This is a genomic window from Lentzea sp. CC55 (assembly GCF_021056325.1).
Taxonomy (GTDB): domain Bacteria; phylum Actinomycetota; class Actinomycetes; order Mycobacteriales; family Pseudonocardiaceae; genus Lentzea; species Lentzea jiangxiensis.
This window is the reverse complement of record NZ_JAJCXE010000053.1, coordinates 82,487-103,767: the sequence shown is the minus strand read 5'-3', so window position 1 is coordinate 103,767 and position 21,281 is coordinate 82,487. Positions and strand designations below refer to the sequence as shown.

Sequence of the window (21,281 nt, the reverse complement as noted above, 5' to 3'; positions counted from 1 at the left end):
CCACCGTGTCCGACTTGAGGGATCTCCTCACCAGGCCGTCCGGGCTGGGCACCTCCGCTGCCCGGTTCGGACGGCCCGCGGCCGTCGAGCTGTCCGCGGACGCCGGCTACGCCGAACGCCCGTGGGGTGACGGCACGGCGCCACCGCTGTACGTGCCGGTGCCTGAGCGCGAGGACGCCCTGCTGGCGGCCGCCGTGGACGAACGGCTGGTCACCTGGGCGCGGGAGTGCGGTTTCGAGGAGCCGGAACGGTTCCTGGCCGGCCTCTTCGGCCGGCTCGCGGTGCTCACGCACGTGGACACCGACGACGTCGGCCAGCTGCTGATCGCGGCGAAGCTGAACGCGGCCTGGTGGGCCGCGGACGACCTGTACGCCGACGACACCGAGATGGGCGCCGTCCCGGCCGAGCTGCCGCCGCGCCTGGCACTGGCGATGGCCGCGATGGACCCGGTGGCGCCCGCCGCAGAGTTCACCGAGGACCTCGAGGACAGGATCGGGTCCGACCCGGTGCTGGTCGGCCTCAGATCGGGCATCGCGCACCTGGCTTCGCGCAGCACGGCGACCGTCGTGCAGAGGGTCTGCTACTCCACGTTCGCGATGTTCGTGTCGTGGGGCGCCTACGCGGCCTGGCGTCACACGGGCAACTACCCGCCCGCGTGGCAGTACCTCGCGACAAGGCAGCACGACACCTTCTACACGTCGATGACGCTGATCGACGCCGTCGGAGGCTACGAGCTGCCCGCGCCGCTGTACTACGACCCGCGCGTGCGGCAGCTGCTCACGGCCGCGGGCACGGCGTCGGTGGTCGTGAACGACCTGGTGTCGGTGGAGAAGGACGCCGCCGACGAGAAGCCGGTCTGCAACATGGTGCTGCAGATCGCCGCGGACAGGGGCTGCTCGATCGCCGAGGCCACCGCGCGGACCGTCGAGCTGCACAACCAGCTGGTGCGCGACTTCGAGGCCGGGCACAGGGCGCTGCTCGCCGTCCCGTCGCCGGAGCTGCACCGGTTCCTCAAGGGCGTCAAGGCATGGATGGGCGGCGGCTTCGAGTGGCACACCACCCACCCGCGCTACCGGTAGCCGCCACGCCCCTCGCGGAATCCGCCCGCGAGGGGCTCGGGCGAGCGAGCAGACCCACGCACCGGCCGGCCGCACGAGCACCGGCACGCCGTTCGCATGCCCTCGGTGAACGTCGCCGCGCCACCCCGGGGCAGCCCGGCGTCGGTGACCACCCGCCCGGAGGCTCACCGTTGCGCGACGGGATCGATCACCCCTTCACGCCCGTGTGCGCGAGACCCTCGATGAACTGCCGCTGCGCCAGCACGAACACGACCAGGATCGGCACCGCCGTCATCGTGGCGGCGGCCAGCTGCACGTTCCACATCGGGCCGCCGTAGATGTCCACGAACTGGGTGAGCGCCTGCGGCAGCGTGAACATGTCCGGTGTGGACAGGTACACGATCGGTTCCAGGTAGAGGTTCCACGAGTGCAGGAACGTGAAGATCGCGACCGCGCCCAGGGCGGGCCGGGACAGCGGCAGCGCGATCCGGTAGAAGATCCCGGCGCGGCCGAGGCCGTCCATCCGCGCGGCCTCCTCCAGCTCCGGCGGCAGCGCGATGAAGAACTGGCGCATGATGAAGATCGCCAGCACGCACGGCGCACCGAAGACCGGCACGACGATCAACGGCCAGTGCGTGTTCGTCAGCCCCAGCGTCTGGAAGAGCTGGAACAGCGGCACGATCGTGACCTCGCTCGGGATGAGCAGACCGGTCAGCACGACCACGAACAGCACGTTCTGGCCGGGGAACCGGATGCGGGCGAACGCGTACCCCGCCATCGCCGCGACCGCCATCGTCCCCGCCGTGACGATCACGGCGATGTAGAGGCTGTTCCAGTACTGCTGCCCGAAGGGCTGCATGCGGAACACCTGCTCGTAGGTGGAGAAGGTCCACTCCGACGGCAGCAACGACTCCGAGAAGATCTCGCTGATCGGCTTCATCGACGAGGTGACCATCCACCACGTCGGGAACACGAACGGCACGCACAGCAGGCACAGCAGCCCGTAGAGCGCGACCTTCCGCTTCGAGGCGCTACGACTCATGGAGCACCCACTTCCGGCGCATCCGCCACTGCAGCAGGGTCAGCGCGGCGACGATGGCGAACAGCAGCACCGAGATCGTCGCGCCGTAGCCGAAGTGGTGGAACTGGAACGCCTGCTGGTACAGGTAGTAGATCAACACGGTCGTGGACGTGCCGGGGCCGCCCTGGGTGAGGACGGCGATCTGCGCGAACACCTGCAGCGAGCCGACGATCGTGATGATCGACGTGAGCAGGATCGTCGGGCTGATCAACGGGATGGTGATCCGCAGGAACCGCGTCCACGCGCCGGCACCGTCGATCTTCGCCGCTTCGTGCAGCGGCGCCGGAACGCCCTGCAGCGCCGCGAGGAACAGCACCATGTTCAGACCGACGTTCTTGATCACCTGCACCACGACCACCGAGATCATCGCGGTCGACTCGCCACGCAGCCAGTTCGGCCCGTCGACGCCGAAGAACCCGAGCAGCCCGTTCACGCTGCCCTCCGGCTGCAGCATGAGCTGCCAGACCAGCGTCCAGGCCACCAGCGACACCAGCACGGGGGAGAAGAACAACGTGCGGAACAGCGTGGTGCCGCGCAGCTTCTGGTTGAGCAGCACCGCGAGCAGCAACGCGAGCGACAGGTTCAGCACCACCAGCCCGGCCGCGAACCACGCGGTGGCGACGAGCGACTCGCGCAGCTTCTCGTCGTCGAGCAGCTGCTTGTAGTTGCCGGTACCGACGAACTCGAACGTCCCGCCGAGCACGTTCCACTCGTTGAGGCTGTACCAGCCGACCATCGCCAGCGGGACCAGCACGAACGCGAGGCTGCCGAGCAGAGCGGGCGTGACGAACAAGTACCCGGCCAGGGTGTCGCGCCTGCGATGCGTCCAGAACGTCACGAGCGCTCCAGCAGCGGCTTGATCTTCGCGCACACCCCGTCGAGCACCTCGCCGACGTTCGCGTCCGGCTTCCACAACGGGTCGAGCGCGGCGCGGATCGTCTGGTTCAGCTCCTCCTGGCCCCGGTGGCTCGGCTTCACGACGCCCTTGCCGATGCCGTCGACCACCACGGACTGCAGCTGCTCGGGCTTGATCAGCGGGTTGCTCTTCGCGAGCGTGTCCGCGTTGAGCAGGGACCGCCGCGCGGGCGGGAAGAACTGCGCGAGCTTCGCGGAGTTGGCGGCGTTGGTGAAGAAGCCGAGGAAGTCCGCGGCGGCCTCGGCGTTCTTCGAGCGCTTCAGCACGCCGACACCCGCCTGCCCGATCACCGCGTAGTCCCCCTTCGGACCCTTCGGCAACGGCAGGAGCGTCCAGCCGAACTTCGCGTCCTTCAAGGCACCCGCCCGCGAGATCTGGCTGATCGCCATCGCCGCGTCGCCCGAGAAGAAGTCGACGGTCGTGCCGGGGCCGGGGATCGCCTTGTCCGTGAAGATCGCCTTGTGGATGAACGCCATCGCGTCCTTCATCTCGGGGTCGGCGAAGCCGCACCGCCTGCCGTCCTCGCTCCACGCGTTCGCGCCCCAGCCGCGCCAGATCGCCGACAGCACGGCCCAGTTCTGGTACTTGAAGTCCGGCAGCACGAGGTTCTTGCCGGCCGCAGCCGCGACCGCCTGCTCCCAGGTGGCCGGCAGCTCCTTCACCAGGTCGGTGTTGACGAACAGCCCGAACGGCGAGGTGGAGAACGGATAGGCGTAGAGCTCGCCGTCGGACTCCCACAGCTTCGTGGCGGACGGCACCAGCTCGTCGGCCTTCTCGACCTCGCCCCTGATCGGGGCGAGCGCGCCGGAGGAGACGAAGTCCGGTGCCGACTCCTCCAGGATCCACGCGAGGTCCGGCGCGTTGCCCCCGGCGATCTGCGTGGTGAGCGTGGTGGTGTAGCCGTCGGCCGGGATCGTGTCGAACTTGATCTCGGCGACGTCCGGGTGCGACGCCCTGTACTCGGCGGCGATGTCGCCGAGCAGCTTGAGGTGTGCCTCGTTGGCGGTCCACACGGTCATGCGCAGCGACTTCGGACCGGACCGGTCGGAGGACCCGCCGCCGCACGCGGTGAGGGCGAGGGCGGCGGTGATGACGAGCGCGAGAAGTCGGGACATCGTTGTCTCCCAGGGCTAGTAGCCGGACACGTCCGGCCAGCGGAGCTCGACCCCGTCGCGTTCCAGGCGGTGCTGGAAGTCCGCGAGCAGGCCGGGGGTGTTGCGCACCGCGCGAGGGGTGACCCGGTGCGCCAGGCAGAAGTCCGCGAGCGCGCCCGCGACCTCGCCGACGTTCCACTCGACCGGGTGCAGCCGGTGGGAACCGTTGGTGATGTGGGTGGTGCCGATGTTCTTGCCCGCGGGCAGGAGGTTCTCGACTCGCTGGTGGACGAGCGCGCCGAGCGGGATCTCGAACGGGCAGCTCGCGATGTCGAGGTAGTTGTCGCCGCCGGTCGAGGGGTGCAGGTCGATGCGGTACATGCCGACACCGACGGCGTCCGCGTGCCGCACCGCGCCCCTGTCGCCGCGCACGGCGAGCGAGAGGTCCTGCTCGACGATCGTGTACTCGGTCCTCATCCGCCGCGACTCGCGGATGTAGGGCGCCTGGGCGAGGCCGTCCGCGCTGCCGGTCACGTCACCGCGCAGGCGCAGGCCGGGGAAGCCCGTGCCGCCGTCCGCGCGGGGCGCCTCGGTCTGCAGCCAGTACAGGACCGACCTCGACAGCTCCCGCGCCGCCGCGACGTGGGCGTCCGCGTCCGGGACGTCGATCACGGGCGACTCGAAGTAGTCGATCATCGGCCAGTTCACCAGGCAGATGTCGCTGTCGTAGGCGCCCTCGACGAAGTTGCGCCGCGCGGCGATGCGGCGGAACGTCCACAGGTTGCTGTCGCCCGCGCTGACCCGCTGGTCGGAGACGACGCCGAGCGGGTCGTCGTCCGGGTTCGGGGTGAAGGTGCGCTCGGCGGTGGTCAGCGTGCGCGGGTCGGGGGAGCGGAACGACAGCATCCGGTCGCCCCAGTAGTCCGGCTGGTACTCCCGCCAGAAGCCGTACCGCGCGGGCTTGTCGATCGTGTGGTCGCCGTCGACGTGGTCGATCGCGAAGCACACCGACATCGCCTGCATGTTGGCCGGTTGGGCGACCTCGGGCGCGCTGGGCTCACCGGTGTCCAGGGTGGACTCGAAGCCCGTCACGTACTCCGCGCCGGACAACGGGAGCAGCTCACCGGTCTCGGTGGCGTCGAGGACGTACGGCGCGTGCAGCTCGACCTGCTCGCCGTGGTGCTCGACGGTGACGGACACGACCCGGTCACCGTCGGTGCGCGCGGCCACCGGCCTCGCGGGCTGCAGGACGGTGAGCCTGCCGCTGCCCCGGTACGGCGCCAGCATCTCGTCGATGACGGCGACGGCGACGCGGGGTTCGTGGCAGAGCCTGCTCACGTTTCCCGCGCCGGGGTTCAGCTCCCGCCACGCCCGCGCCCGCGGGGTCAGCGGGTAGTGGCGGCGGTAGTGGTCGCGGATGCCGTCGCGCAACGCCCGGTAGCTCGCCGTCACACCGAAGCGCTCGACCCAGCTGTGCTCGTCCGGCGGCACCGCCTGGCTGGTCAGCTGACCGCCGAGCCACTCGAACTCCTCGGTGAGCACGACCCGGCGACCGGCGCGCAGCAGCGCCAGCGCGGCGGCGACCCCGCCGAGTCCGCCGCCCACGACGACGACGTCAGTGTTGTGCAGCAACAGGTTCCTCCTGATCAGCCGAGCGTCGAGCCGGCGACGGGCTCGCAGGACAGCAGCTCCTGCGGGGTGGTGCCGTTCTCCAGCACCTCGGTCAGCGCCTGCACCGCCCTGCGTCCCATCTCGCGGCGCGGGATGCGGAACCCCGTGAGGTCCACGTCGTCCGGTGCGGGCCGGGTGGCGGCGCCGAGCATCAGGACGGACAGGTCACCGGGGACCGACAGGCCGCGCTGGCGGGCGGCGAGCACGAGCGCGGCACCGTCGGAGACCTCCTCGGTGAGCACGCACGTGACGCCCGCGTCGAGCAGTTGGTCCAGCTCGGCGAACGGCACGTGCGTCCCTTCGACGCCGTGCGCGGCCACGGCCTGCTCGAAGCCGCGCAACCTGTCGGCCGAGGACTCCGCGCCCACGCCGGCGCCCAGGTAGGCGAACCGGCGGTGGCCGAGGGCGGCCGCGCGGTCCACCAGGTCCCGCACGGCCGAGACGTAGTCGGCGCCGACGTGCGGCACCGGGCCGCCCGCGTCGTCGCGCCGGCCGATCGAGACGAACGGGATGCCCTCGCTCACGAGCTGAGCGAGGTCGTCGCGGTCGACCGTGCGACCGAGCAGCACGCACCCGTCCGCGAGGCGGATCCTGCTGTCGTCGCTGAAGATCCGCCGCCGGCCGCCCGCTGCCTTGGCGCTCGTGAACAGCAGCAGGTCGCAGCCCGCCTCCTCCGCCTGCTCCTCGATGCCCTCCAGGAACGGCTGGTAGAAGTCGGCGCGGGTGCTCGGGAAGACGGCCTCGTAGGTGAACACGCCCAGGATCCGGTTGCGCTGGTCGTGGAGCCTGCGCGCGATCGGGTTCGCGACGTAGCCCGTCCTGCGGATGACCTCGAGCACGCGGGCACGGGTCTCCGGCGCGATGCGGACGCCGCTGTCGGTCCGGTTGTTGAGCACCAGCGACACCGTGGCCTGGCTGACGCCTGCCATCCGGGCGATGTCCTGCTGGGTGAGCCTCTTGGCCATGAGCACCTGCCAATTCGAATTGGCACGGAGTCTGCGACACCACCCCGTGGGCGGTCAACCCTGTAATAATTCGAATTAGCACCTTGACGGGCGCGGGTGGCGGGAGGGAGAGTTCCGCGGTCCCGCCCGGCAGGCAGCGGTGACGAGGACGTCCGTGCGGGGGTGAACAACAACAGCTGCGGGCGCTGGCAACTGTGTTCCCCCGGCCGGGCTCCGGACTCGGACAAGCCACGGCGGTCGAAGTCCTCGGCGGTGAGCCCCACCGGTTCCGCTGCCGCACGCCGTCCGGCTCACGTTCACCCGAGGACGCGTCCTCGGGGCGAGCGGGACCTCCGCTCCTGCGACCACAGCGCGTTAGTCCATTGTGGACGGATAGGTTCACTCTGATGTCGCAATGGCAGGAGGAATGTTCGCGCAGCTCACGGGGTATTCGATGGTCCCAAACCCCAGGTCCCCCGTTCGGGTAGCTGCCCGGACGCGTGTGTCCTCCGTCGGTCGTGAGGAGTGGTTGTCATGGCACACGTGCGTCATCTCGTCGACGTTCGCACCGGTGACGAGTTCGATCAGCCGGTTCCCTTCGGCCTGGTGTACCCCGTGTGCACCGCGGACGGCTCCGCGCCGCCCAGCCAGCGCGGGCGGACCTGGGAGCACCTCGTGGCGAGCGACCGCGAGCTGCGCCAGGTCTCGTGAAAACCGTGTGAAGTCCACCCTCGCCGGGTACTGCCTGGTGAGGGTGGCCCTGCCGGGCGCCCGTGCGAAGGGAGCTCGACATGGACTTCCAACAGGGGCTGACCGACGCCTGGCGCGCCGTGGCCACCTTCGTGCCGAAACTCGCGGCGTTCCTGCTGATCCTGCTGATCGGCTGGTTCATCGCCAAAGCGGTCTCGAAGCTCGTCGACAAGGTTCTCGAACGGGTCGGCTTCGACCGGCTCGTGGAGCGCGGCGGTGTCAAGCAGATGCTGGCGCGCAGCAAGTACGACGCGTCCGACCTGCTCGCGAAGCTCGTCTACTACGCGCTGATCCTCATCACGCTGCAGATCGCGTTCGGCGTGTGGGGTCCGAACCCCGTTTCCGTACTGCTGACGGGCATCGTGGCGTGGCTGCCCAGGGCCGCGGTCGCGATCATCATCGTCGTCGTGGCGGGTGCCGTGGCCACCGCGGTGAAGGACTTCATCGGTGGCGCGCTCGGCGGCCTGTCCTACGGCCGGATCCTCGCCAACATCGCCTCGGTGTTCATCTGGGCGCTGGGCATCATCGCCGCGCTGAACCAGATCGGCGTCGCCACCACGGTGACCACGCCGGTGCTGATCGCGGTGCTCGCGACGGTCGGCGGCATCCTCGTCGTCGGTGTGGGTGGCGGTCTCGTGCGGCCGATGCAGCAGCGCTGGGAAGGCTGGCTGGGTCGTGCGGAGCAGGAGCTGCCCCAGGCGCAAGCGCAGGCGCAGGCCTACCAGCGCGGGCGCGAGGACGCCGTGCGCGGTGGGGTCCAGCCGACCCCGGTCCCGGCTGAGCCCATGACCGAGCCGGTTCCGGCGGTGGGCAGTCAGGTGCCGGCGGAGGACCCGGTGCTCGGCACGCGCAGGCCTGACGACCGCTGACCGAGGTTCACCGGACGAGGCGCATCCCGCTCGGGGTGCGCCTCGTCGTTCACGTGAGGCGGGGGAGCGCCACGACGCCGTCGTCCAGCGGCTTCACGTCGTGCAGGTGCGCGAGCTGGCAGATGGCCATGAGCCGGACACCGAGCCACGACGTCGGGGTCCAGTCCGCGTCGGTCACGTCGTCGAGCAGACCACGCCCGTACGCCGCCAGGAGCACGACCGCGCCCACGGTGCCGGCGCCCTCGACGCCGAGCAGCAGGATGTCGCGCACGGCCGCGCCGTGCTGGTCCACCTCGGCGGCGAGCGCGGGCGTCATCGCCAGCGCCGTCCACCCGGCCAGCCCGATCCGGCCCGACAGTTCCGAGATCCACTGTCGCGCGTTCTTCTCACGCCAGGTCGCACGCATCCCGCCACGGTAGCCAAAGTTCCTCCAGCGCCGGTTTCGGGGTGCTCCGAAGGGGGTATCCGGTCCAATTGCGTCAAGCAGTCGGCGCGCACCCACGACTGTGAAGGCGGGCGATGACCGTGACCGCGGAACTCGACGACACATCACTGCGGCGGATTCGCGTGACCGCGCTGGAGAAGCTGGACAACGCCGTCTGCTCGGCGCTGGCCGACGTCGAGGGGGACGATGCGCGAAGAGGCCTCAGGGAGGCCGCGGCCGCGTGCGCCGCTGCCGGGGCTGAGGTGTCCCCGCAGGTCATGGGATGTGTCGAGGCCGCGGAGGAGCACCTGCGCTACAACGAGCGGATGGAGGCGCGGATGCTCCTGACCGTCGCGCACCGCCTGCTGGCCGATGTGCGGCCCGCGGTGGTCGTGCCCGGTCCGTCCACTCCGGGAGACGTCGTCCTCGGCCGGTGATTGAGCCGCCGTCACCCCGGGTATCTCGAACGGGCGTTCGAGTGAAAGGGGACGGCAGTGAACCGCACGCCCGAGAAGGACCCGCAGGACTGGACGACCGGTGACGAGCCGATGACCGGTCCGCAGGAGTCGTACCTGCACACCCTCGCCCAGGAAGCGGGCGAGGAGGTGCCCGCCGAGCTCACCAAGGTCGAGGCGTCGCAGCTCATCGACCAGCTGCAGGAGAAGACCGGCCGGGGGAACTGACCACCCGGACGGACCCGGCCCGACAGCGCCGGGCGGGACGGGCGTCGCCTCGTCCGCCCGGCGGGGCGCGGCCCCGCCGCCGTTTGCTGTGCGTGATCGGGGGAACCCGGTCCGCGTGGACATCAAGCACGAAGTGACCAGGACCGAGTCGAGCCTGCTCGCGACCTTCGCCGACTACCTCGGCGCCCAGCGGCTCGTCGACAGGATGTCCGACGACGGCTTCCCCGTGGAGAGCGTGCGGATCGTCGGCGACGGCGTGCGCACCGTCGAGCAGGTGACCGGACGGCTGACCAGGGGCCGCGCGGCGTTGGCCGGCGCGGCCAGCGGTGCGTGGTTCGGCGTCTTCATCGGCCTGCTGTTCGGGTTGTTCTCCGCCGACACCACCTGGGTGTGGTTCGTGCTCATCAGCCTCGTGATCGGTGCGTTCTGGGGAGCGGTGTTCGGCTTCGTCGCGCACTGGAGCACGCGCGGCAAGCGCGACTTCTCCAGCGTGATGACGCTGGAGGCCCAGCGGTACGAGGTGCACGTCGACCGGGAGCGGGCCGCGGAGGCGGCGCGTTACGTGCTCTGAGCCGTGCAGACCTTCTTGCCGTATGCCGACTTCGCCGCTTCAGCCCGTGTGCTGGACCGGCGGAGGCTCGGCAAGCAGCGGGTCGAGACCCTGCAGGTGCAGCGGGCGCTGGTGGTGCCGGGTCACGGCTGGCGCCACCACCCCGCGGTGAAGATGTGGGTCGGGTTCGAGGAGGCGCTCGTCCGGTACGGCGTCGAGATCTGCGCGGAATGGCGTGCCCAGGGGTTCGCCGACACCTGCGAGGCCACGATGCGCACTGACCTGGCCCAGGCCAGGGGCATCGCGGTGGTGCGCACGCAGGCCGAGCTCGCCGCCGCGGGTGAGCTGCCGGGGTGGCTAGGCGACGAGGCGGTGCACCGCAGCCACCAGTCGGCGCTGGTCCGCAAGGACCCCGGGCACTACCGCCGGTTCTTCCCGGACGTGCCCGACGACCTGCCCTACGTCTGGCCGCCCACGCTCACCCGAACGGTGAACCCGTCGGCGTCACGGCCCATCGACACGTAGTCGCACGTGCGGTGCAGGATCCACAGACCGAGACCGGCCGTCAGGGTCTCGGTGGTCGGCACCAGGCCCGCCGCCGGGTTGGACGGCCCGCTTCCCTGGTCGGTCACCGAGACCACCACGCGCTTCTCGTCCGCCCACAGGCGGAACCTCACCGGCGCGGCGCCGTGCGTCAGCCCGTTCGTGACGATCTCGCTGGACGCGTAGACGACGTCGTGCGCCTCGTCCTGGCCCAGGCTCAGCCGACCGATGACCGAGCCGACGGCCTCGCGCACCGCGCCGGCGGTCGGGTCGACGAGCTCGACCAGCGGACTGCGCCGTTCCAACAGGTCGGGAACCTGCGCCGAGCCGGGGACGCCTTCGCGGTAGCCGGGGTTGACCTCGTGCGTGCCGGGTGCGGTGGCCACGTTCGGGTGCGTTTTGGTGACGTCGGCCAGCACCTCGGGCGGAGTGGTCCTCGTGTCGTAGGGGCACAGGCCCCACACCGGGAACTCCGCGTAGACCTGGTTCACGGCGGCCTCGTACCGGGCCCACCAGTCCCACCGCACGCCCACGCCGGGGTGCGGCACGTCGCCGACCACGCGCATCTGCCGCGAGCCCGCCTCGGTGTGCTCGCGGAACAGGGCGCGGTACTGCGAGATGGCCTCGGACGGCCGCGAGTACTGGTCGGCACCGGGCAGGTAGAGGACAGCCGTGTCACGGCCGAGAGCACCGCGCACCAGGGAGGTGTTCCACTCGCCGCACGCCACCACCGACGGCTCTCCCGCGCGCAGCCCGCTCTCGAGGAACGGAACGACATGCGCGAGGAAGTCGTCGTCGGAGCCGTAAAAGGCGGTCTCGTGGAAGAAACCGGTCACGACGACCGATGTTACCTCGGAATCGGGCGGTCCAATCGCGGCAGCCGCGGTGCGACCGACGCCGGGGAATCCGTCGCACCGCGTGCACACGGGTACTGCGCTACGGTCGGGGCGGGTTGAGCGACCAGCCCGGCCGTTCGCGCCGGTCCGACTGGAGGTTGCCTCGTGCTCACCGACGGCGAAGTCCCGTTCCGAGCCACCCGCGAGCGCGTGGGCGACGCCGTCCTCGTGCACGTCGCCGGCGAGGTCGACTGCACGACGGCCGACCACCTGTCGGAGTGCCTCGCCGAGGCGGTGGGTGCCGTCGTGCCGCCCGCGCCGGTCGTGGTGGACCTGACGGGCGTCACGTTCCTCGGTGCCCAGGGCATCGGCCTGCTGCTCGACCACCAGGACCTGAGCCTGCGCCGCGGCAGCGCGCTGGTGGTCGTGGCGAACTCCGCCGCGGTGCTGCGGCCGTTGCGGGCGCTGGAGCTGACCGGCGTGCTGGGGGTGCGGTCGTCCGTGAGGGACGCGCTCCTGCCGCCCGCCGTGGCCTGATCCCGTCGGGCTCGGCGTTCTTCCCCTGCGCTCAGGAGGCCGGCATCCCCGCCGTGGTTCCGGGTGGCGAGGACGTCAGGCCTCGGTCCTGGCCCGTTCCTCCGCGCTGCGCAGCACGCAGAACTCGTTGCCCTCCGGGTCGGCGAGGACCGCCCACCCGGTGCCGTCGGGGTTGCGGTGGTCGCCCACGAACGTGGCACCGAGGCCCAGCAACCGCTCGACCTCCTCGTCCCGCGTGGTCTCGGGCCGCAGGCACAGGTGCAGGCGGTTCTTGACCTGCTTGGGCTCCGGAACCTGGTTGAAGTACAGCACCGGGCCCTCGGCGAGCAGCACCTCGGTCTCCGCGTCACCCGGCTCGTCGTCCGGGTGCATCGGGCGGCCGGTCACCTCGCTCCAGAACCGGGCCAGCTCGTAGGCGTTGGCGCAGTCGATCGCCACGTTCTGCAAGACCGAGACCATGCGGGACAGCCTAGAACTCCTGCGGAGGACTAGAGCATCGGCGGCATCAGCCGGTAGCTGTCGGCGTAGTACTCGTCGGTGCGGCTGCGGTAACCGTCGTGGTCGTCGGCGTCGTACTCCGGCGCGTTCTTGATCTGCTCCTTGGTGCGGTCGACGTGGACCTTCCGCTCGGCGTGGTCCACGTGCCGCACGGTGCCGACCGGCAGCACCACCTTGCGGCCGAAGATCCACGGACCGGTGTCGACCATCAGGCAGTCGTGCGGGACCTTCGCGTTGTCCTCGTCGACCTTGCCGATGCCGCCGTCGGTGGCCTCGACCTCGTAGCCGATCAGGCCGGTGTCGGGGCGGTCGGCGAGTTCGTCCTGGTCGTGCTCCGGCGGGTCCACCCAGGACGGGTCGCGCCAGACCCACGGGATGAACGGGACGGGTTGCATGTCGGCCTCCTCGATCAGGCTGGTGGTGTCGGGGCTCAGCGGTGGTCGGAGCGCGGCATGCCGTCGATCACGAGGGACAGGCCGATGCCGAGCAACCACGCGTCCTTCGCGAGCCCGATGCCCTCGTCGGTCGGCCAGATGCTGCCCTCCTGCCGCATCCCGGGCGTCTTCGCGTAGAGACCGAGCAGGGCCCCGGCGAAGCCGGTGAGCGCCAGGCCCGCGACGGCCGCCGGGACGAAGGGCGCCAGCAGGACCGCGCCGACGGCGATCTCACCCGCGGACAGCAGCTTCGCGAACCGCTGCGCGTCGATCCCGCGCAGCACCGGGTAAGTGCTGGACGCCCAGCCGTGCATGCGTTCGGCCGTCTCCCGGTCGGCGCCGCGCTTGCCGAGTCCCGAGTGCAGCACGAACGCCCCGGTGACGGCCCGCACGGGCAGTTGCCTCAGCAGTGAGCGGCTGATCATGGCCCGACCTCCTCGGTGGCGTGCCCACCGAGTACCCGTCACATCGTGCCGAGGAACTTCTTCATCATGCCGATCTGGGCCGTGCGGGACTTCTCGATCCGGTCCGCGAGGTCCTTCACCTCCTGGTTCGCACCGCTGCCGACCTCCCACCGCGCCATCTGCACGGCGTCGTCCTGGTGGGCGATCATGACGTTGAGCAGGCGTTCGTCGAACTCCGCCCCGCGCAGCGCCGAGAGCCGCGCGACCTCCTCCGGGTCCGACTGCCGCATGCCGCCGTGGCCCGCGTGGGAATCCGGTGGTGCCGTCAGCGGCTCTCCCCACGACGTGAGCCAGTTCCTCATCGTGTCGGCCTCGGCCACCTGGGTCTTCTCGATGGCGGCCGCGAGCATGCGGAGCTCCTCGTTCCGGGCGCGGTCGCGGGCGAGCGCGACCATCTCCACTCCCTGCCGGTGATGGGGGAGCATCATCTGCAGGAACATCACGTCGAGCGGATCGCCGCGCAACACGGCGTCCGGCTGCGTGGTGGCGCAGCCGGACGCCACGAAGGCGAGCACCAGCAGGAACAACCGCATCAGAGGCGTCGCCACAGGGCGGGCGTGTTCGGCGGTTCCCAGCCGGCGAGGGCGGTGTGCGCGAGCTGGCACTCGTAGTTCACGCCGCCGTAGGTGACGCGGTTGCCGACCGAGTACGTCGTTCCCGCGGCCCACGTGCCCCCGGCGGGCGGGGGAGTCGTCGTGGTGGTCGTGCCCGGCGGGGGTGTGGTGGTCGTCGTGGTCGGGGGCGGCGTGCCGCCACCGCCGTAGTCGACGTCCGAGCAGGTGTAGAAGGCCTCGTTGCTGCCGACCACGCGCTGCCAGATCGAGTAGAGGACGTGGCGGCCGGAGCGCTGCGGCAGGGTGAGCGTCCAGTTGGTGAACGTGCCGGGGTTCTGGTTGTTGAACGTCTGCAGGTGCACGAGGTCCGACCACCGCAGCGGCTGCGTCGGGTTCCAGCCGTCCCTGGTGATGTAGAACTCGAAGTTGCTGTTCGAGTGCGGCGCGGACGCGTGGTAGGTCACCGTGAGCGGCCCGGCGGAGACCCGCTTCGCGGGCCAGTCGGCGCGTTGCAGGTCGAGGCCGCGGTACTTGTCGCGGCCCGCGCTGCACAGCTTGCCGTCGGGGATGAGCTGGCGGTGCCGGGCGCCGGCTTCGAGCAGCGACACCTCGTTCCAGTCGTAGTACGCCTGGGTGCCACCGGCGGCCACGGCCGCCTTGCACGCGTCGGACTTCGGCGTCTCGGGTCCCTCGTTCTTGCACGTGTAGACCCGGCTCGCCGGGTCGGACATGGTGCCGTGCGCGATGGCGGGGGTGGTGGGGACGATGAACGCGACGACCACGGCGGTGGTGGCCGTGAGGCTCGCAAGGGCAAGCCGATTCCGTGTTCTCACAACGCCTCCTGGCAGGCGGAGGTGGCGAACACCCCACGGGGAGGTGGTCGCGCGTCGGGTTCGGCGGCCCTGCTCACGAGTGTAAGGAGGTGGTTGAACCATTTCACTGCACCAACCGGACGAATCGCCCTCGCTCGGGCACCGTCCACAACGCACTCGCGGTGTGCGGCGAGCCGAGGTGCTTCGACGACCGGCCGCAGCCGCGCCCGTCCCCCCGCGAGCGCGGCGGGATCGTCGTAGAGTCGGGCAGATGAGCGACGAGAACGTGCTGGGCCGCATCAACGAGCTGGTCGACGAGGAGCACAGGCTGCGCGAGCAGCTCGCGGCCGGCGAGATCACGTCCGACGAGGAGCACGCCCGGCTGCGGTCCGTCGAGGAGGCCCTGGACCAGTGCTGGGACCTGCTGCGCCGGCGCCGGTCGGCACGGGCGCGGGGCGAGGACGCCGACGACGTCCCCGCCCGCTCGGTCGGCGAGGTCGAGGGCTACCTGCAGTAGGTCAGGCCTTGGCGTCGCGGAAGACGACCCACCGCATCACGCCGTACATGAACGCGGCCTCGCACGCCCCGGCGACGATCCGGGACAGGTGGTACTGCAGGCCGAGCTCGGTCAGCGCGCTGCCGACACCGAGGACGAACGCCAGGTAGTTGACCAGGATCGCGACCGCGTAGAGCCCGGCCTGCGGCCCGACCGGCGCGTGCGAGCGGAAGTTGAGCGCGCGGTTGAGCACGAAGCTCAGACCGAACGCGATCACGTAGGCGGCGGTGAACGCGATCGGCACCGGCAGGCCGAGCCCGCCGCGGAAGAACGTGAGCAGCAGCAGGTCGACGCCGAACGTGAACCCGTTGATCAACGCGAACCCGAGCAGGCTCGGCGCCACGACGCGGGAGAGGCCGAACGGCAGCCACCTCACGACGGCTTCCATCAGGTCGTGGAACCTCGCACCGAGGTCTCGTCGGCCGTCGTGCACGGTGGTGGTGCCGGTCATGTCCCCGACAGTGCCATGCCGCAGCGGGACGAATCCGGCGAACCACGGGTGATCGACAGGCCGTCCCCAGGAGTTCAGCGCCCGTTCAGCTGGTTCGACCCGCGCCACCGCGTCGGGCTCGTCCCGTGCACCTTGCCGAACGTGCGCGCGAAGTAGCCGGCGTCCGGGAAGCCCACCTGCCGCCCGATGTCGCCGATCGGCAGGTCCGTGACCGCGAGCAGCCGCCGCGCCTGCACCATCCGGCGCTCGGTGATCCACTCCTGCACCGTGCGGCCGGTCCGCCTGCGCACCGTCGAGGTGAGGTGACCGGGGGAGAGGCGCACCGCGGCGGCGACCTCGCGCAGCGACAGCGGTTCCGGGTAGCGCCGTTCGATCACGTCGAACACCTCGGCCAGCAGCGGTTCCGCGTTCTCGCGCAGGTCGCCGACGACGTCCGCGGCGAGCCTCGACACCGCGACCAGCAACAGGACGAGGTGGGCCGAGACCGCCTCCCGGTAGCCCTCGCGGCGGTGCCGCAGCTCGTCGTGCAGCGCCTCGAGGCGGGCGGTCCACTCGTCGCGCTGCCGCTCGGGAACCTTGAGCCGCAAGGCGTCGACCGCCCGGCCGTGGACGAACGGGAACAGCAACGGGTGCGTGCGCCAGGCCAGGTGCGCGCCGGGGGTGTCGGGGCCGAGCGCGTCGGCGGTGAAGAAGACGCCCCAGCCGTGCGCGTCGAGCAGGTCGTCGCGGTGGGCCCGGCCCATCACGTCGCCGGGCGCGATGACGAACAGGTCGCCCGCCTCGACGTGGCGGACCTGCTTGCCGGTGCGCACGACACCACCCGGCTCGGCGAAGTACGCGAGGCCCGGGAAGTCGTGGGCGTGCGCCTCGTGAGCGCCGTTGACGTCAGCGCCGTGGCCGAGCCGCATGGCCGCGACCGCCAGCTCGCCGGGGGCGGGTTGCCAGGTGTAGGTGGCGGGCTCGTCGGCGTTCGGTGCCGTCCGTCGGGTGCGCACCGTCAAATCATCCCACTCAAACCGTCAATCGACGCAGAAACCTTGCTGTCATGCGCGCCAGAATGGGTTCATGACCGAAACATCGTCCCAGGAGCGGGACTACCTCCCCGGTATGGGCAAGCACTACCTGCTGCCCTTCTACGAGGTCGTGCACCGGGTCTCCGGTCTGGGACGCGTGCACGGCAAGATGGCCGCGGCGGCGGGACTGCGGCCGGGGCAGCGCGTTCTCGACGTCGGCTGCGGCACGGGGAACCTGTTGCGCACCATCGGCAAGCAGCACCCCGGTGTCGAGCTCGCCGGCGTGGACCCCGACCTGAAGATGCTCGCGAGGGCGGAGAGCAAGCTGCGCCGCGCCGGCCTGCGCGTGCGGCTGGACCGCGGCTTCGCGCAGGAGCTGGACTTCCCCGACGACTCGTTCGACGCGGTGTTCTCCAGCCTGATGCTGCACCACCTGGACACGTCGTCGAAGGACGAGATGCTCCGCGAGGTGCACCGCGTGCTGCGGCCGGGCGGGGTGCTGGTGCTCGCCGACGCCGTGTTCCACGACCACGGGCACATGAGGGAGCACCTGCGCGACAACGTCGGTGACGCGGTGCCGAAGCGGATCGCCGCCGCCGGGTTCTCCGTCGAGCCCACCGCGCGGCACCGGCTGCGGCTGTTCGGCGAGGTCGGCATCGAGGTCGCGACGGCCCGCTAGGTCCGTTGCAGACCGGTGGCCTTCGCGCCGGACGGCAGGAGAGTCGCCGCCGGTGGGAACGACGAGGTCGCCCGGATCTGGACGCCGGGAAGCCGCAACGCCTGGACGCCGGTGAACACAGCGTCATCGTCCGGACACAAATGGTGCGACCGCGCGAAACGAGCGCTTCCTGGCGTCGAGGCCCATGACCGTTGACCAGGTTGTGGATCGCGCGTCGGTCCCCGCGGCGTCCAGGGAGACGCTCGAGGACTACACCCTGCGGTTCGCCCCGAGGACGTACCGGCGCTGGCCGCCGGCCGTCGTCGGGGCGTCCGCGCTGGGGGGTATCGCCTACCTGGCGGACTTCTCGATCGGTGCGGGCATCGGACTCACCCACGGCACCGGGAACGCGTTGCCGGCCATCGCGTTCGCGGCCGTCGTCATCTTCGCATCGTCTTCGCGCTCGAAGGCTCGATCATGGCGCAGGGGCTGCGTCACGCGCTGGGAATGCCGCTGTGGCTCGGCTACCTCGCCTCGACGATCGTGATCATCCCGCTGGTGGTCTACGGGATGAAGGTGCTGGCGAAGCCGCAGAGCTGGACGAACCCGTTGTGGCTGCTGCTGATGGTGGCGCCGCGGCGGTGATGCTCGGGGCGGGCGTGTGCCTGTCGTTGATGGGGCAGATCGGCGAGCAGATCGACTACCTGCGGTTCATGCCGCCACGTACCGACGCGAACCGGCGCGCGTGGTGGACGTCGGTGGTGCTGGCCGGGCCGGGCTGGGTGGTGTTCGGCGCGGTCAAGCAGGCGATCGGCGCGTTCATGGCGGTCCACGTGCTCGACGCGGTCGGCGCGGTCGCCGCGGACATCGCGATCGACAAGTACGTGCTGAAGCTCTCGCCCAGGCAGCCCGAGTTCCGGTGCGGCATGCTGCACGCGGTGAACCCGGTGGGCGTCGGCTCGTTCCTCGCGTCGTCGGTCCTGTCCACCTCGGTCTACTTCGGACTGTTCGGCGCGGCGGTCCGGTCGTACTCACCGCTGGTCGCCGTCGGCATCGCGGTCGTGCTGGCGCCGTCGCCGGCGGTGCTCACGCGCGGCCGGTTCCACCTGCGGCGCACCGACGACGGCATCGCGGAACCGGTGCTCGACGCGGACGGCAACCCGAGCGGCACGCGGTACGAGTGCGTCGTCTGCCGCGAGTCCTGCGAACGGCCGGACGTGGCGGCCAGCGTGGAGGGAGGGGAGATCTGCTCGCTGTGCCTGAGCACCGATCGTGACGGCCGCCACGTGCTCCCCGCTCCCCGACCGGCGTGGCTCCACGGGCAGGTCCGTCCTGATGGGACAAACTGCACGTCATGCAGGAGTGGGCCTTGCTCGCGGTCGCGGCCGTGCTGATCATCGTGGTGGTGTCGTACGCCGCGCCCAGGCTGGGTGTGGCGGCGCCCGTGCTGCTGGTGCTCGTCGGCATGGGGTGCAGCCAGCTGCCCGGCGCGCCGCCCCTGGTCGTGGAACCCGAGTGGATCCTCGTGGTCGTGCTGCCACCGATCCTCTACTCGGCGGCCGTGAACGTGCCGGTGGTCGACTTCCGGCGCGACTTCGCCACGATCGGCTCGCTGTCGGTGCTGCTGGTGGCGGTGTCGGCGTTCGGCACCGGCCTGCTGATCTGGTGGCTGCTGCCCGAGATCGGCTTCGCGGCGGCGCTGGCGCTCGGCGCGGTGATCAGCCCGCCGGACGCGGTCGCCGCGACGTCGATCGGCAAGAAGCTCGGCCTGCCGCCCAGGCTCGTCACGATCCTGGAGGGTGAAGGCCTGGTCAACGACGCGACCGCGCTCGTGCTGCTGCGCACGGCCGTCCTGGCGATCACGGCGAGCGTGACGTTCGGCGGCGCGCTGGGCGACTTCGCGTACGCGGTGTCCGTCGGTGTCGTGGTCGGCGCCGCCGTCGGACTCGTGTCGGTGTGGGCGAGGTCGAGGATCCAGGGCCAGCCGGTCCTCACGACCGCGATCTCCTTCGTGGTCCCGTTCCTCGCGTTCATCCCGGCCGAGGAGCTGCACGCGTCGGGCGTGATCGCCGTCGTCGTGGCGGGACTGATCACCGGTCACCTGAGCGCCCGCCGGTTCAGCGCGCACGACCGCATCTCCGAACGCACGAACTGGCGCACCGTCCAGCTGCTGCTGGAGAACGGCGTCTTCCTGCTGATGGGTTTCGAGCTCACCTCGGTCGTCGGTGCCGCGGCCGGCGACGGCGTGACGAGGGCCCTCGTCATCGGTGTCGTGGCCACCGTCGTCCTCGTCATGCTGCGTGTCGCGTTCATGGTTCCGCTGATCGCCCTGCTGCGCCGCCAGCAACGCCGCGCCGACGCGTTCACCGGCAAGCTCGACTCCTTCGTGGACCGCTTCACCGCCCGCGGGCCTCGGCCCGGTGAGGAGCGCAGGTACGACCGCGGGATCCGGATGCTGCGGCGCAAGCAGGCCGACGTCGCCTTCTACGCGAGCGAAGGCCTGAGCTGGCGCGGTGGCGCGGTGCTCGCCTGGTCGGGCATGCGCGGGGTGGTGACGGTCGCCGCCGCGCAGACGTTGCCCGAGGACCTGCCGTTCCGCTCCGAGCTGGTCCTGATCGCCTTCACGGTCGCGATCCTGACCCTGGTCGTGCAGGGCGGCTCGCTGCCGCTGGTGATCCGCTGGCTCGGCATCCGCGGCAACGACGCCGACCACGAGCGCCGCGAGTACGCCCGCCTCGCCGGGGAGCTCGTGACGGCCAGCAGGACGCTGCTGGAGAGCTCGGCGCTGTGCCGCGAGAACGGCGAGCCGTTCGACGACGAACTGCTGGAGCAGACGCTGGAGCGGACGATCGCGATGAGCGAGAGCATCGAGAAGAAGCTGGTGGAGCAGGACGGGGACAGCCGGCTGCACCAGCGGTTCGAGCTGCAGCGCCTGATGCTGGACGCGCAGCAGAACGCCCTGCTGGACGCGCGGGCGAGCGGGACCTACGCCTCGCACACGCTGGAGAAGGCGCAGAACTTCATCGACAGCCAGAGCGCCCGCTTCACGTGATCAGAACGGGTCCGAGCCGCCGATCCGCGCCTGCACGTCCACGGTGCCGCGCGGCGACGCCCCGAGCGTCAGCCGCGACATGATCCGGTACCGGTCCCCGCGGTAGATCGAGTGCACGTACTCCACCTGCCGCCCGTCGGCGTCGGTGGTCAGCCGCTCGAACAACAGCGCGGGCGCCAGCACGGGCACCCCGAGCAGCGAGGCCTCGGACTCGTTCACCACGGTCGGCTCGATCGACTGCACGGCTTCGAGGACGTGCACCCCGTGCTCCCGCAGCCGGTCGTAGAAGTCGCCGGACTCCATGTCGTGCAACGTCAACGACGGCGCGACGGCGGCGGGGACGTGCAGGTGCTCCAACGCCATCGGCTCGTCGTCCACGAGGCGCAGCCGGGCGATGTAGTGGATCTCGGCGGCGGGGGAGAGGCGCAGGCGCCGGCCCACCCGTGCGCCCGCCGGGATGCGGGCGTGCTCGAGCACGCGCGACGCCCAGGTGCCCGAAGCCCTGGGCAGGGACATGGACCCGGTGCCGGACACCATCTCCTGGGTGATCTTGGCGCGGGCCACGAAGGTGCCGCGGCCGTGCTGGCGGACGAGCAGGCCGGTGTTGACCAGCTCCTCCACGGCCGAGCGGACGGTCGGGCGCGAGACCGAGAGTTGCTGGCACAGCACGCGTTCGGCCGGGATGGGGGCGCCCGCCGGGTGGGTCTCGATGAGTTCGAGCAGGTAGTCGCGGACCCGCTCACGCTTGAGGATCGCCTCGCCCATGCCTCTCCCGCTTCGTCGGCGGCCAGTATGGCATACCACTGGTAAGTAACCAGACTGATGAAGAGAGG

29 protein-coding genes are annotated in these 21,281 nt (G+C 70.9%); 13 read left to right on the top strand and 16 right to left on the bottom strand.

Going from position 1 to position 21,281, the window contains the following annotated elements:
* The first annotated feature begins 14 nt into the window (after nt 1-14).
* Nucleotides 15-1,079 (top strand): family 2 encapsulin nanocompartment cargo protein terpene cyclase, encoded by a 1,065-nt coding sequence (locus L6E10_RS32325; RefSeq protein WP_236223939.1) that lies wholly within the window; start codon nt 15-17, stop codon nt 1,077-1,079.
* Between the two features lie 187 nt (nt 1,080-1,266).
* On the opposite strand, the gene L6E10_RS32320 is transcribed toward L6E10_RS32325, so the two are convergent.
* Genes L6E10_RS32320 through L6E10_RS32300 form a run of 5 tightly spaced genes read right to left on the bottom strand, consistent with a single transcriptional unit; the run spans nt 1,267 to nt 6,785 of the window.
* Nucleotides 1,267-2,100, bottom strand: a complete 834-nt coding sequence (locus L6E10_RS32320; protein ID WP_236223938.1) for a carbohydrate ABC transporter permease — start codon at nt 2,098-2,100, stop codon at nt 1,267-1,269.
* Nucleotides 2,090-2,977, bottom strand: coding sequence for a carbohydrate ABC transporter permease (locus L6E10_RS32315; protein ID WP_236223937.1), 888 nt, complete (start codon nt 2,975-2,977; stop codon nt 2,090-2,092). Before L6E10_RS32315 ends, L6E10_RS32320 begins: the two co-directional genes overlap by 11 nt.
* A complete protein-coding gene (locus L6E10_RS32310; RefSeq protein ID WP_236223936.1) occupies nt 2,974-4,170 on the bottom strand; it encodes an ABC transporter substrate-binding protein in 1,197 nt (398 codons plus the stop codon). Before L6E10_RS32310 ends, L6E10_RS32315 begins: the two co-directional genes overlap by 4 nt.
* 15 nt (nt 4,171-4,185) lie before the next feature.
* Nucleotides 4,186-5,781: an FAD-dependent oxidoreductase gene (locus L6E10_RS32305; protein ID WP_275677233.1), complete on the bottom strand. Its 1,596-nt coding sequence runs from the start codon at nt 5,779-5,781 to the stop codon at nt 4,186-4,188.
* A 14-nt stretch (nt 5,782-5,795) separates the two neighbouring features.
* Nucleotides 5,796-6,785: a LacI family DNA-binding transcriptional regulator gene (locus L6E10_RS32300; RefSeq protein WP_236223935.1), complete on the bottom strand. Its 990-nt coding sequence runs from the start codon at nt 6,783-6,785 to the stop codon at nt 5,796-5,798.
* 513 nt (nt 6,786-7,298) lie between these two features.
* On the opposite strand from L6E10_RS32300, the gene L6E10_RS32295 reads away from it, so the two are divergent.
* Nucleotides 7,299-7,475 carry a hypothetical protein gene (locus L6E10_RS32295; protein ID WP_176959647.1) on the top strand — a complete coding sequence of 59 codons (177 nt, stop codon included), beginning with the start codon at nt 7,299-7,301 and terminating at the stop codon, nt 7,473-7,475.
* An 80-nt stretch (nt 7,476-7,555) separates the two neighbouring features.
* Nucleotides 7,556-8,383 (top strand): hypothetical protein, encoded by an 828-nt coding sequence (locus tag L6E10_RS32290; protein WP_236223934.1) that lies wholly within the window; start codon nt 7,556-7,558, stop codon nt 8,381-8,383.
* A gap of 49 nt (nt 8,384-8,432) precedes the next feature.
* Here L6E10_RS32290 and L6E10_RS32285 read toward each other — a convergent pair whose 3' ends face one another.
* Nucleotides 8,433-8,789, bottom strand: coding sequence for a DUF6401 family natural product biosynthesis protein (locus L6E10_RS32285; protein WP_236223933.1), 357 nt, complete (start codon nt 8,787-8,789; stop codon nt 8,433-8,435).
* A 113-nt stretch (nt 8,790-8,902) separates the two neighbouring features.
* Here L6E10_RS32285 and L6E10_RS32280 point away from each other — a divergent pair, with 113 nt between their 5' ends.
* The 4 genes from L6E10_RS32280 (at nt 8,903) to L6E10_RS32265 (ending at nt 10,565) form a co-directional block, all read left to right on the top strand.
* Entirely contained in the window at nt 8,903-9,244 is a 342-nt protein-coding gene (locus L6E10_RS32280) for a hypothetical protein (protein ID WP_236223932.1), read from the top strand.
* Nucleotides 9,245-9,301: 57 nt separating this feature from the next.
* Nucleotides 9,302-9,490 carry a DUF3072 domain-containing protein gene (locus L6E10_RS32275; RefSeq protein WP_308102927.1) on the top strand — a complete coding sequence of 63 codons (189 nt, stop codon included), beginning with the start codon at nt 9,302-9,304 and terminating at the stop codon, nt 9,488-9,490.
* 133 nt (nt 9,491-9,623) lie between these two features.
* Nucleotides 9,624-10,061, top strand: a complete 438-nt coding sequence (locus L6E10_RS32270) for a general stress protein (RefSeq protein ID WP_236223931.1) — start codon at nt 9,624-9,626, stop codon at nt 10,059-10,061.
* Nucleotides 10,062-10,064: 3 nt separating this feature from the next.
* On the top strand, nt 10,065-10,565 hold the full coding sequence (locus L6E10_RS32265) for an MSMEG_6728 family protein (RefSeq protein ID WP_236223930.1): 501 nt from the start codon (nt 10,065-10,067) through the stop codon (nt 10,563-10,565).
* Here L6E10_RS32265 and L6E10_RS32260 read toward each other — a convergent pair.
* On the bottom strand, nt 10,499-11,419 hold the full coding sequence (locus L6E10_RS32260) for a sensor histidine kinase (protein WP_236223929.1): 921 nt from the start codon (nt 11,417-11,419) through the stop codon (nt 10,499-10,501). The genes L6E10_RS32265 and L6E10_RS32260 overlap by 67 nt on opposite strands.
* A gap of 165 nt (nt 11,420-11,584) precedes the next feature.
* On the opposite strand from L6E10_RS32260, the gene L6E10_RS32255 reads away from it, so the two are divergent.
* Nucleotides 11,585-11,956, top strand: a complete 372-nt coding sequence (locus tag L6E10_RS32255) for an STAS domain-containing protein (protein WP_236223928.1) — start codon at nt 11,585-11,587, stop codon at nt 11,954-11,956.
* A gap of 75 nt (nt 11,957-12,031) precedes the next feature.
* Here the strand turns inward: L6E10_RS32255 and L6E10_RS32250 are convergent, their stop codons facing one another.
* The 5 genes from L6E10_RS32250 to L6E10_RS32230 are packed head-to-tail and all read right to left on the bottom strand — an operon-like array spanning nt 12,032 to nt 14,739.
* A complete protein-coding gene (locus L6E10_RS32250; protein WP_236223927.1) occupies nt 12,032-12,415 on the bottom strand; it encodes a VOC family protein in 384 nt (127 codons plus the stop codon).
* A 29-nt stretch (nt 12,416-12,444) separates the two neighbouring features.
* The gene (locus L6E10_RS32245; protein ID WP_236223926.1) at nt 12,445-12,849 is read right to left on the bottom strand and encodes a PRC-barrel domain containing protein; all 405 of its coding nucleotides are present in this window, start codon (nt 12,847-12,849) and stop codon (nt 12,445-12,447) included.
* A 35-nt stretch (nt 12,850-12,884) separates the two neighbouring features.
* Entirely contained in the window at nt 12,885-13,313 is a 429-nt protein-coding gene (locus tag L6E10_RS32240; RefSeq protein ID WP_236223925.1) for a hypothetical protein, read from the bottom strand.
* Between the two features lie 38 nt (nt 13,314-13,351).
* The gene (locus L6E10_RS32235; RefSeq protein WP_236223924.1) at nt 13,352-13,900 is read right to left on the bottom strand and encodes a DUF305 domain-containing protein; all 549 of its coding nucleotides are present in this window, start codon (nt 13,898-13,900) and stop codon (nt 13,352-13,354) included.
* Nucleotides 13,885-14,739: a lytic polysaccharide monooxygenase gene (locus L6E10_RS32230; protein ID WP_236223923.1), complete on the bottom strand. Its 855-nt coding sequence runs from the start codon at nt 14,737-14,739 to the stop codon at nt 13,885-13,887. The genes L6E10_RS32235 and L6E10_RS32230 overlap by 16 nt, the downstream gene beginning before the upstream one ends.
* Before the next feature lie 250 nt (nt 14,740-14,989).
* On the opposite strand from L6E10_RS32230, the gene L6E10_RS32225 reads away from it, so the two are divergent.
* Nucleotides 14,990-15,235 (top strand): DUF2630 family protein, encoded by a 246-nt coding sequence (locus L6E10_RS32225; RefSeq protein ID WP_236223922.1) that lies wholly within the window; start codon nt 14,990-14,992, stop codon nt 15,233-15,235.
* Between the two features lies 1 nt (nt 15,236).
* Here L6E10_RS32225 and L6E10_RS32220 read toward each other — a convergent pair whose 3' ends face one another.
* On the bottom strand, nt 15,237-15,725 hold the full coding sequence (locus tag L6E10_RS32220) for a GtrA family protein (RefSeq protein WP_236223921.1): 489 nt from the start codon (nt 15,723-15,725) through the stop codon (nt 15,237-15,239).
* A 74-nt stretch (nt 15,726-15,799) separates the two neighbouring features.
* Nucleotides 15,800-16,720 carry a helix-turn-helix domain-containing protein gene (locus L6E10_RS32215; RefSeq protein WP_236223920.1) on the bottom strand — a complete coding sequence of 307 codons (921 nt, stop codon included), beginning with the start codon at nt 16,718-16,720 and terminating at the stop codon, nt 15,800-15,802.
* A 70-nt stretch (nt 16,721-16,790) separates the two neighbouring features.
* Here L6E10_RS32215 and L6E10_RS32210 point away from each other — a divergent pair, with 70 nt between their 5' ends.
* On the top strand, nt 16,791-17,417 hold the full coding sequence (locus L6E10_RS32210; RefSeq protein WP_236223919.1) for a class I SAM-dependent methyltransferase: 627 nt from the start codon (nt 16,791-16,793) through the stop codon (nt 17,415-17,417).
* Here the strand turns inward: L6E10_RS32210 and L6E10_RS40475 are convergent.
* Nucleotides 17,414-17,536, bottom strand: a complete 123-nt coding sequence (locus L6E10_RS40475) for a hypothetical protein (RefSeq protein WP_275677231.1) — start codon at nt 17,534-17,536, stop codon at nt 17,414-17,416. The two genes, L6E10_RS32210 and L6E10_RS40475, sit on opposite strands and share 4 nt — an antisense overlap.
* A 337-nt stretch (nt 17,537-17,873) precedes the next feature.
* Here L6E10_RS40475 and L6E10_RS40990 point away from each other — a divergent pair, with 337 nt between their 5' ends.
* The 3 genes from L6E10_RS40990 to L6E10_RS32200 are packed head-to-tail and all read left to right on the top strand — an operon-like array spanning nt 17,874 to nt 20,448.
* Nucleotides 17,874-18,041: a hypothetical protein gene (locus tag L6E10_RS40990; RefSeq protein WP_308102926.1), complete on the top strand. Its 168-nt coding sequence runs from the start codon at nt 17,874-17,876 to the stop codon at nt 18,039-18,041.
* Nucleotides 18,008-18,790, top strand: a complete 783-nt coding sequence (locus L6E10_RS40985) for a hypothetical protein (RefSeq protein ID WP_308102925.1) — start codon at nt 18,008-18,010, stop codon at nt 18,788-18,790. Before L6E10_RS40990 ends, L6E10_RS40985 begins: the two co-directional genes overlap by 34 nt.
* Nucleotides 18,751-20,448 (top strand): sodium:proton antiporter, encoded by a 1,698-nt coding sequence (locus L6E10_RS32200; protein ID WP_236223918.1) that lies wholly within the window; start codon nt 18,751-18,753, stop codon nt 20,446-20,448. The genes L6E10_RS40985 and L6E10_RS32200 overlap by 40 nt, the downstream gene beginning before the upstream one ends.
* On the opposite strand, the gene L6E10_RS32195 is transcribed toward L6E10_RS32200, so the two are convergent.
* The gene (locus L6E10_RS32195; RefSeq protein WP_236223917.1) at nt 20,449-21,213 is read right to left on the bottom strand and encodes a GntR family transcriptional regulator; all 765 of its coding nucleotides are present in this window, start codon (nt 21,211-21,213) and stop codon (nt 20,449-20,451) included.
* Between the last annotated feature and the right edge of the window lie 68 nt (nt 21,214-21,281).

Excerpts from the sequence above, each read along its gene's own strand:
- L6E10_RS32320 (WP_236223938.1), bottom strand. The coding sequence starts at position 2,100 with ATGAGTCGTAGCGCCTCGAAGCGGAAGGTCGCGCTCTACGGGCTGCTG.
- L6E10_RS32310 (WP_236223936.1), bottom strand. The coding sequence starts at position 4,170 with ATGTCCCGACTTCTCGCGCTCGTCATCACCGCCGCCCTCGCCCTCACC.
- L6E10_RS32300 (WP_236223935.1), bottom strand. The coding sequence starts at position 6,785 with ATGGCCAAGAGGCTCACCCAGCAGGACATCGCCCGGATGGCAGGCGTC.
- L6E10_RS32295 (WP_176959647.1), top strand. The coding sequence starts at position 7,299 with ATGGCACACGTGCGTCATCTCGTCGACGTTCGCACCGGTGACGAGTTC.
- L6E10_RS32290 (WP_236223934.1), top strand. The coding sequence starts at position 7,556 with ATGGACTTCCAACAGGGGCTGACCGACGCCTGGCGCGCCGTGGCCACC.
- L6E10_RS32285 (WP_236223933.1), bottom strand. The coding sequence starts at position 8,789 with ATGCGTGCGACCTGGCGTGAGAAGAACGCGCGACAGTGGATCTCGGAA.
- L6E10_RS32280 (WP_236223932.1), top strand. The coding sequence starts at position 8,903 with ATGACCGTGACCGCGGAACTCGACGACACATCACTGCGGCGGATTCGC.
- L6E10_RS32250 (WP_236223927.1), bottom strand. The coding sequence starts at position 12,415 with ATGGTCTCGGTCTTGCAGAACGTGGCGATCGACTGCGCCAACGCCTAC.
- L6E10_RS32245 (WP_236223926.1), bottom strand. The coding sequence starts at position 12,849 with ATGCAACCCGTCCCGTTCATCCCGTGGGTCTGGCGCGACCCGTCCTGG.
- L6E10_RS32240 (WP_236223925.1), bottom strand. The coding sequence starts at position 13,313 with ATGATCAGCCGCTCACTGCTGAGGCAACTGCCCGTGCGGGCCGTCACC.
- L6E10_RS32225 (WP_236223922.1), top strand. The coding sequence starts at position 14,990 with ATGAGCGACGAGAACGTGCTGGGCCGCATCAACGAGCTGGTCGACGAG.
- L6E10_RS32220 (WP_236223921.1), bottom strand. The coding sequence starts at position 15,725 with ATGACCGGCACCACCACCGTGCACGACGGCCGACGAGACCTCGGTGCG.
- L6E10_RS32210 (WP_236223919.1), top strand. The coding sequence starts at position 16,791 with ATGACCGAAACATCGTCCCAGGAGCGGGACTACCTCCCCGGTATGGGC.
- L6E10_RS40990 (WP_308102926.1), top strand. The coding sequence starts at position 17,874 with ATGGCGCAGGGGCTGCGTCACGCGCTGGGAATGCCGCTGTGGCTCGGC.
- L6E10_RS32200 (WP_236223918.1), top strand. The coding sequence starts at position 18,751 with ATGCAGGAGTGGGCCTTGCTCGCGGTCGCGGCCGTGCTGATCATCGTG.
- L6E10_RS32195 (WP_236223917.1), bottom strand. The coding sequence starts at position 21,213 with ATGGGCGAGGCGATCCTCAAGCGTGAGCGGGTCCGCGACTACCTGCTC.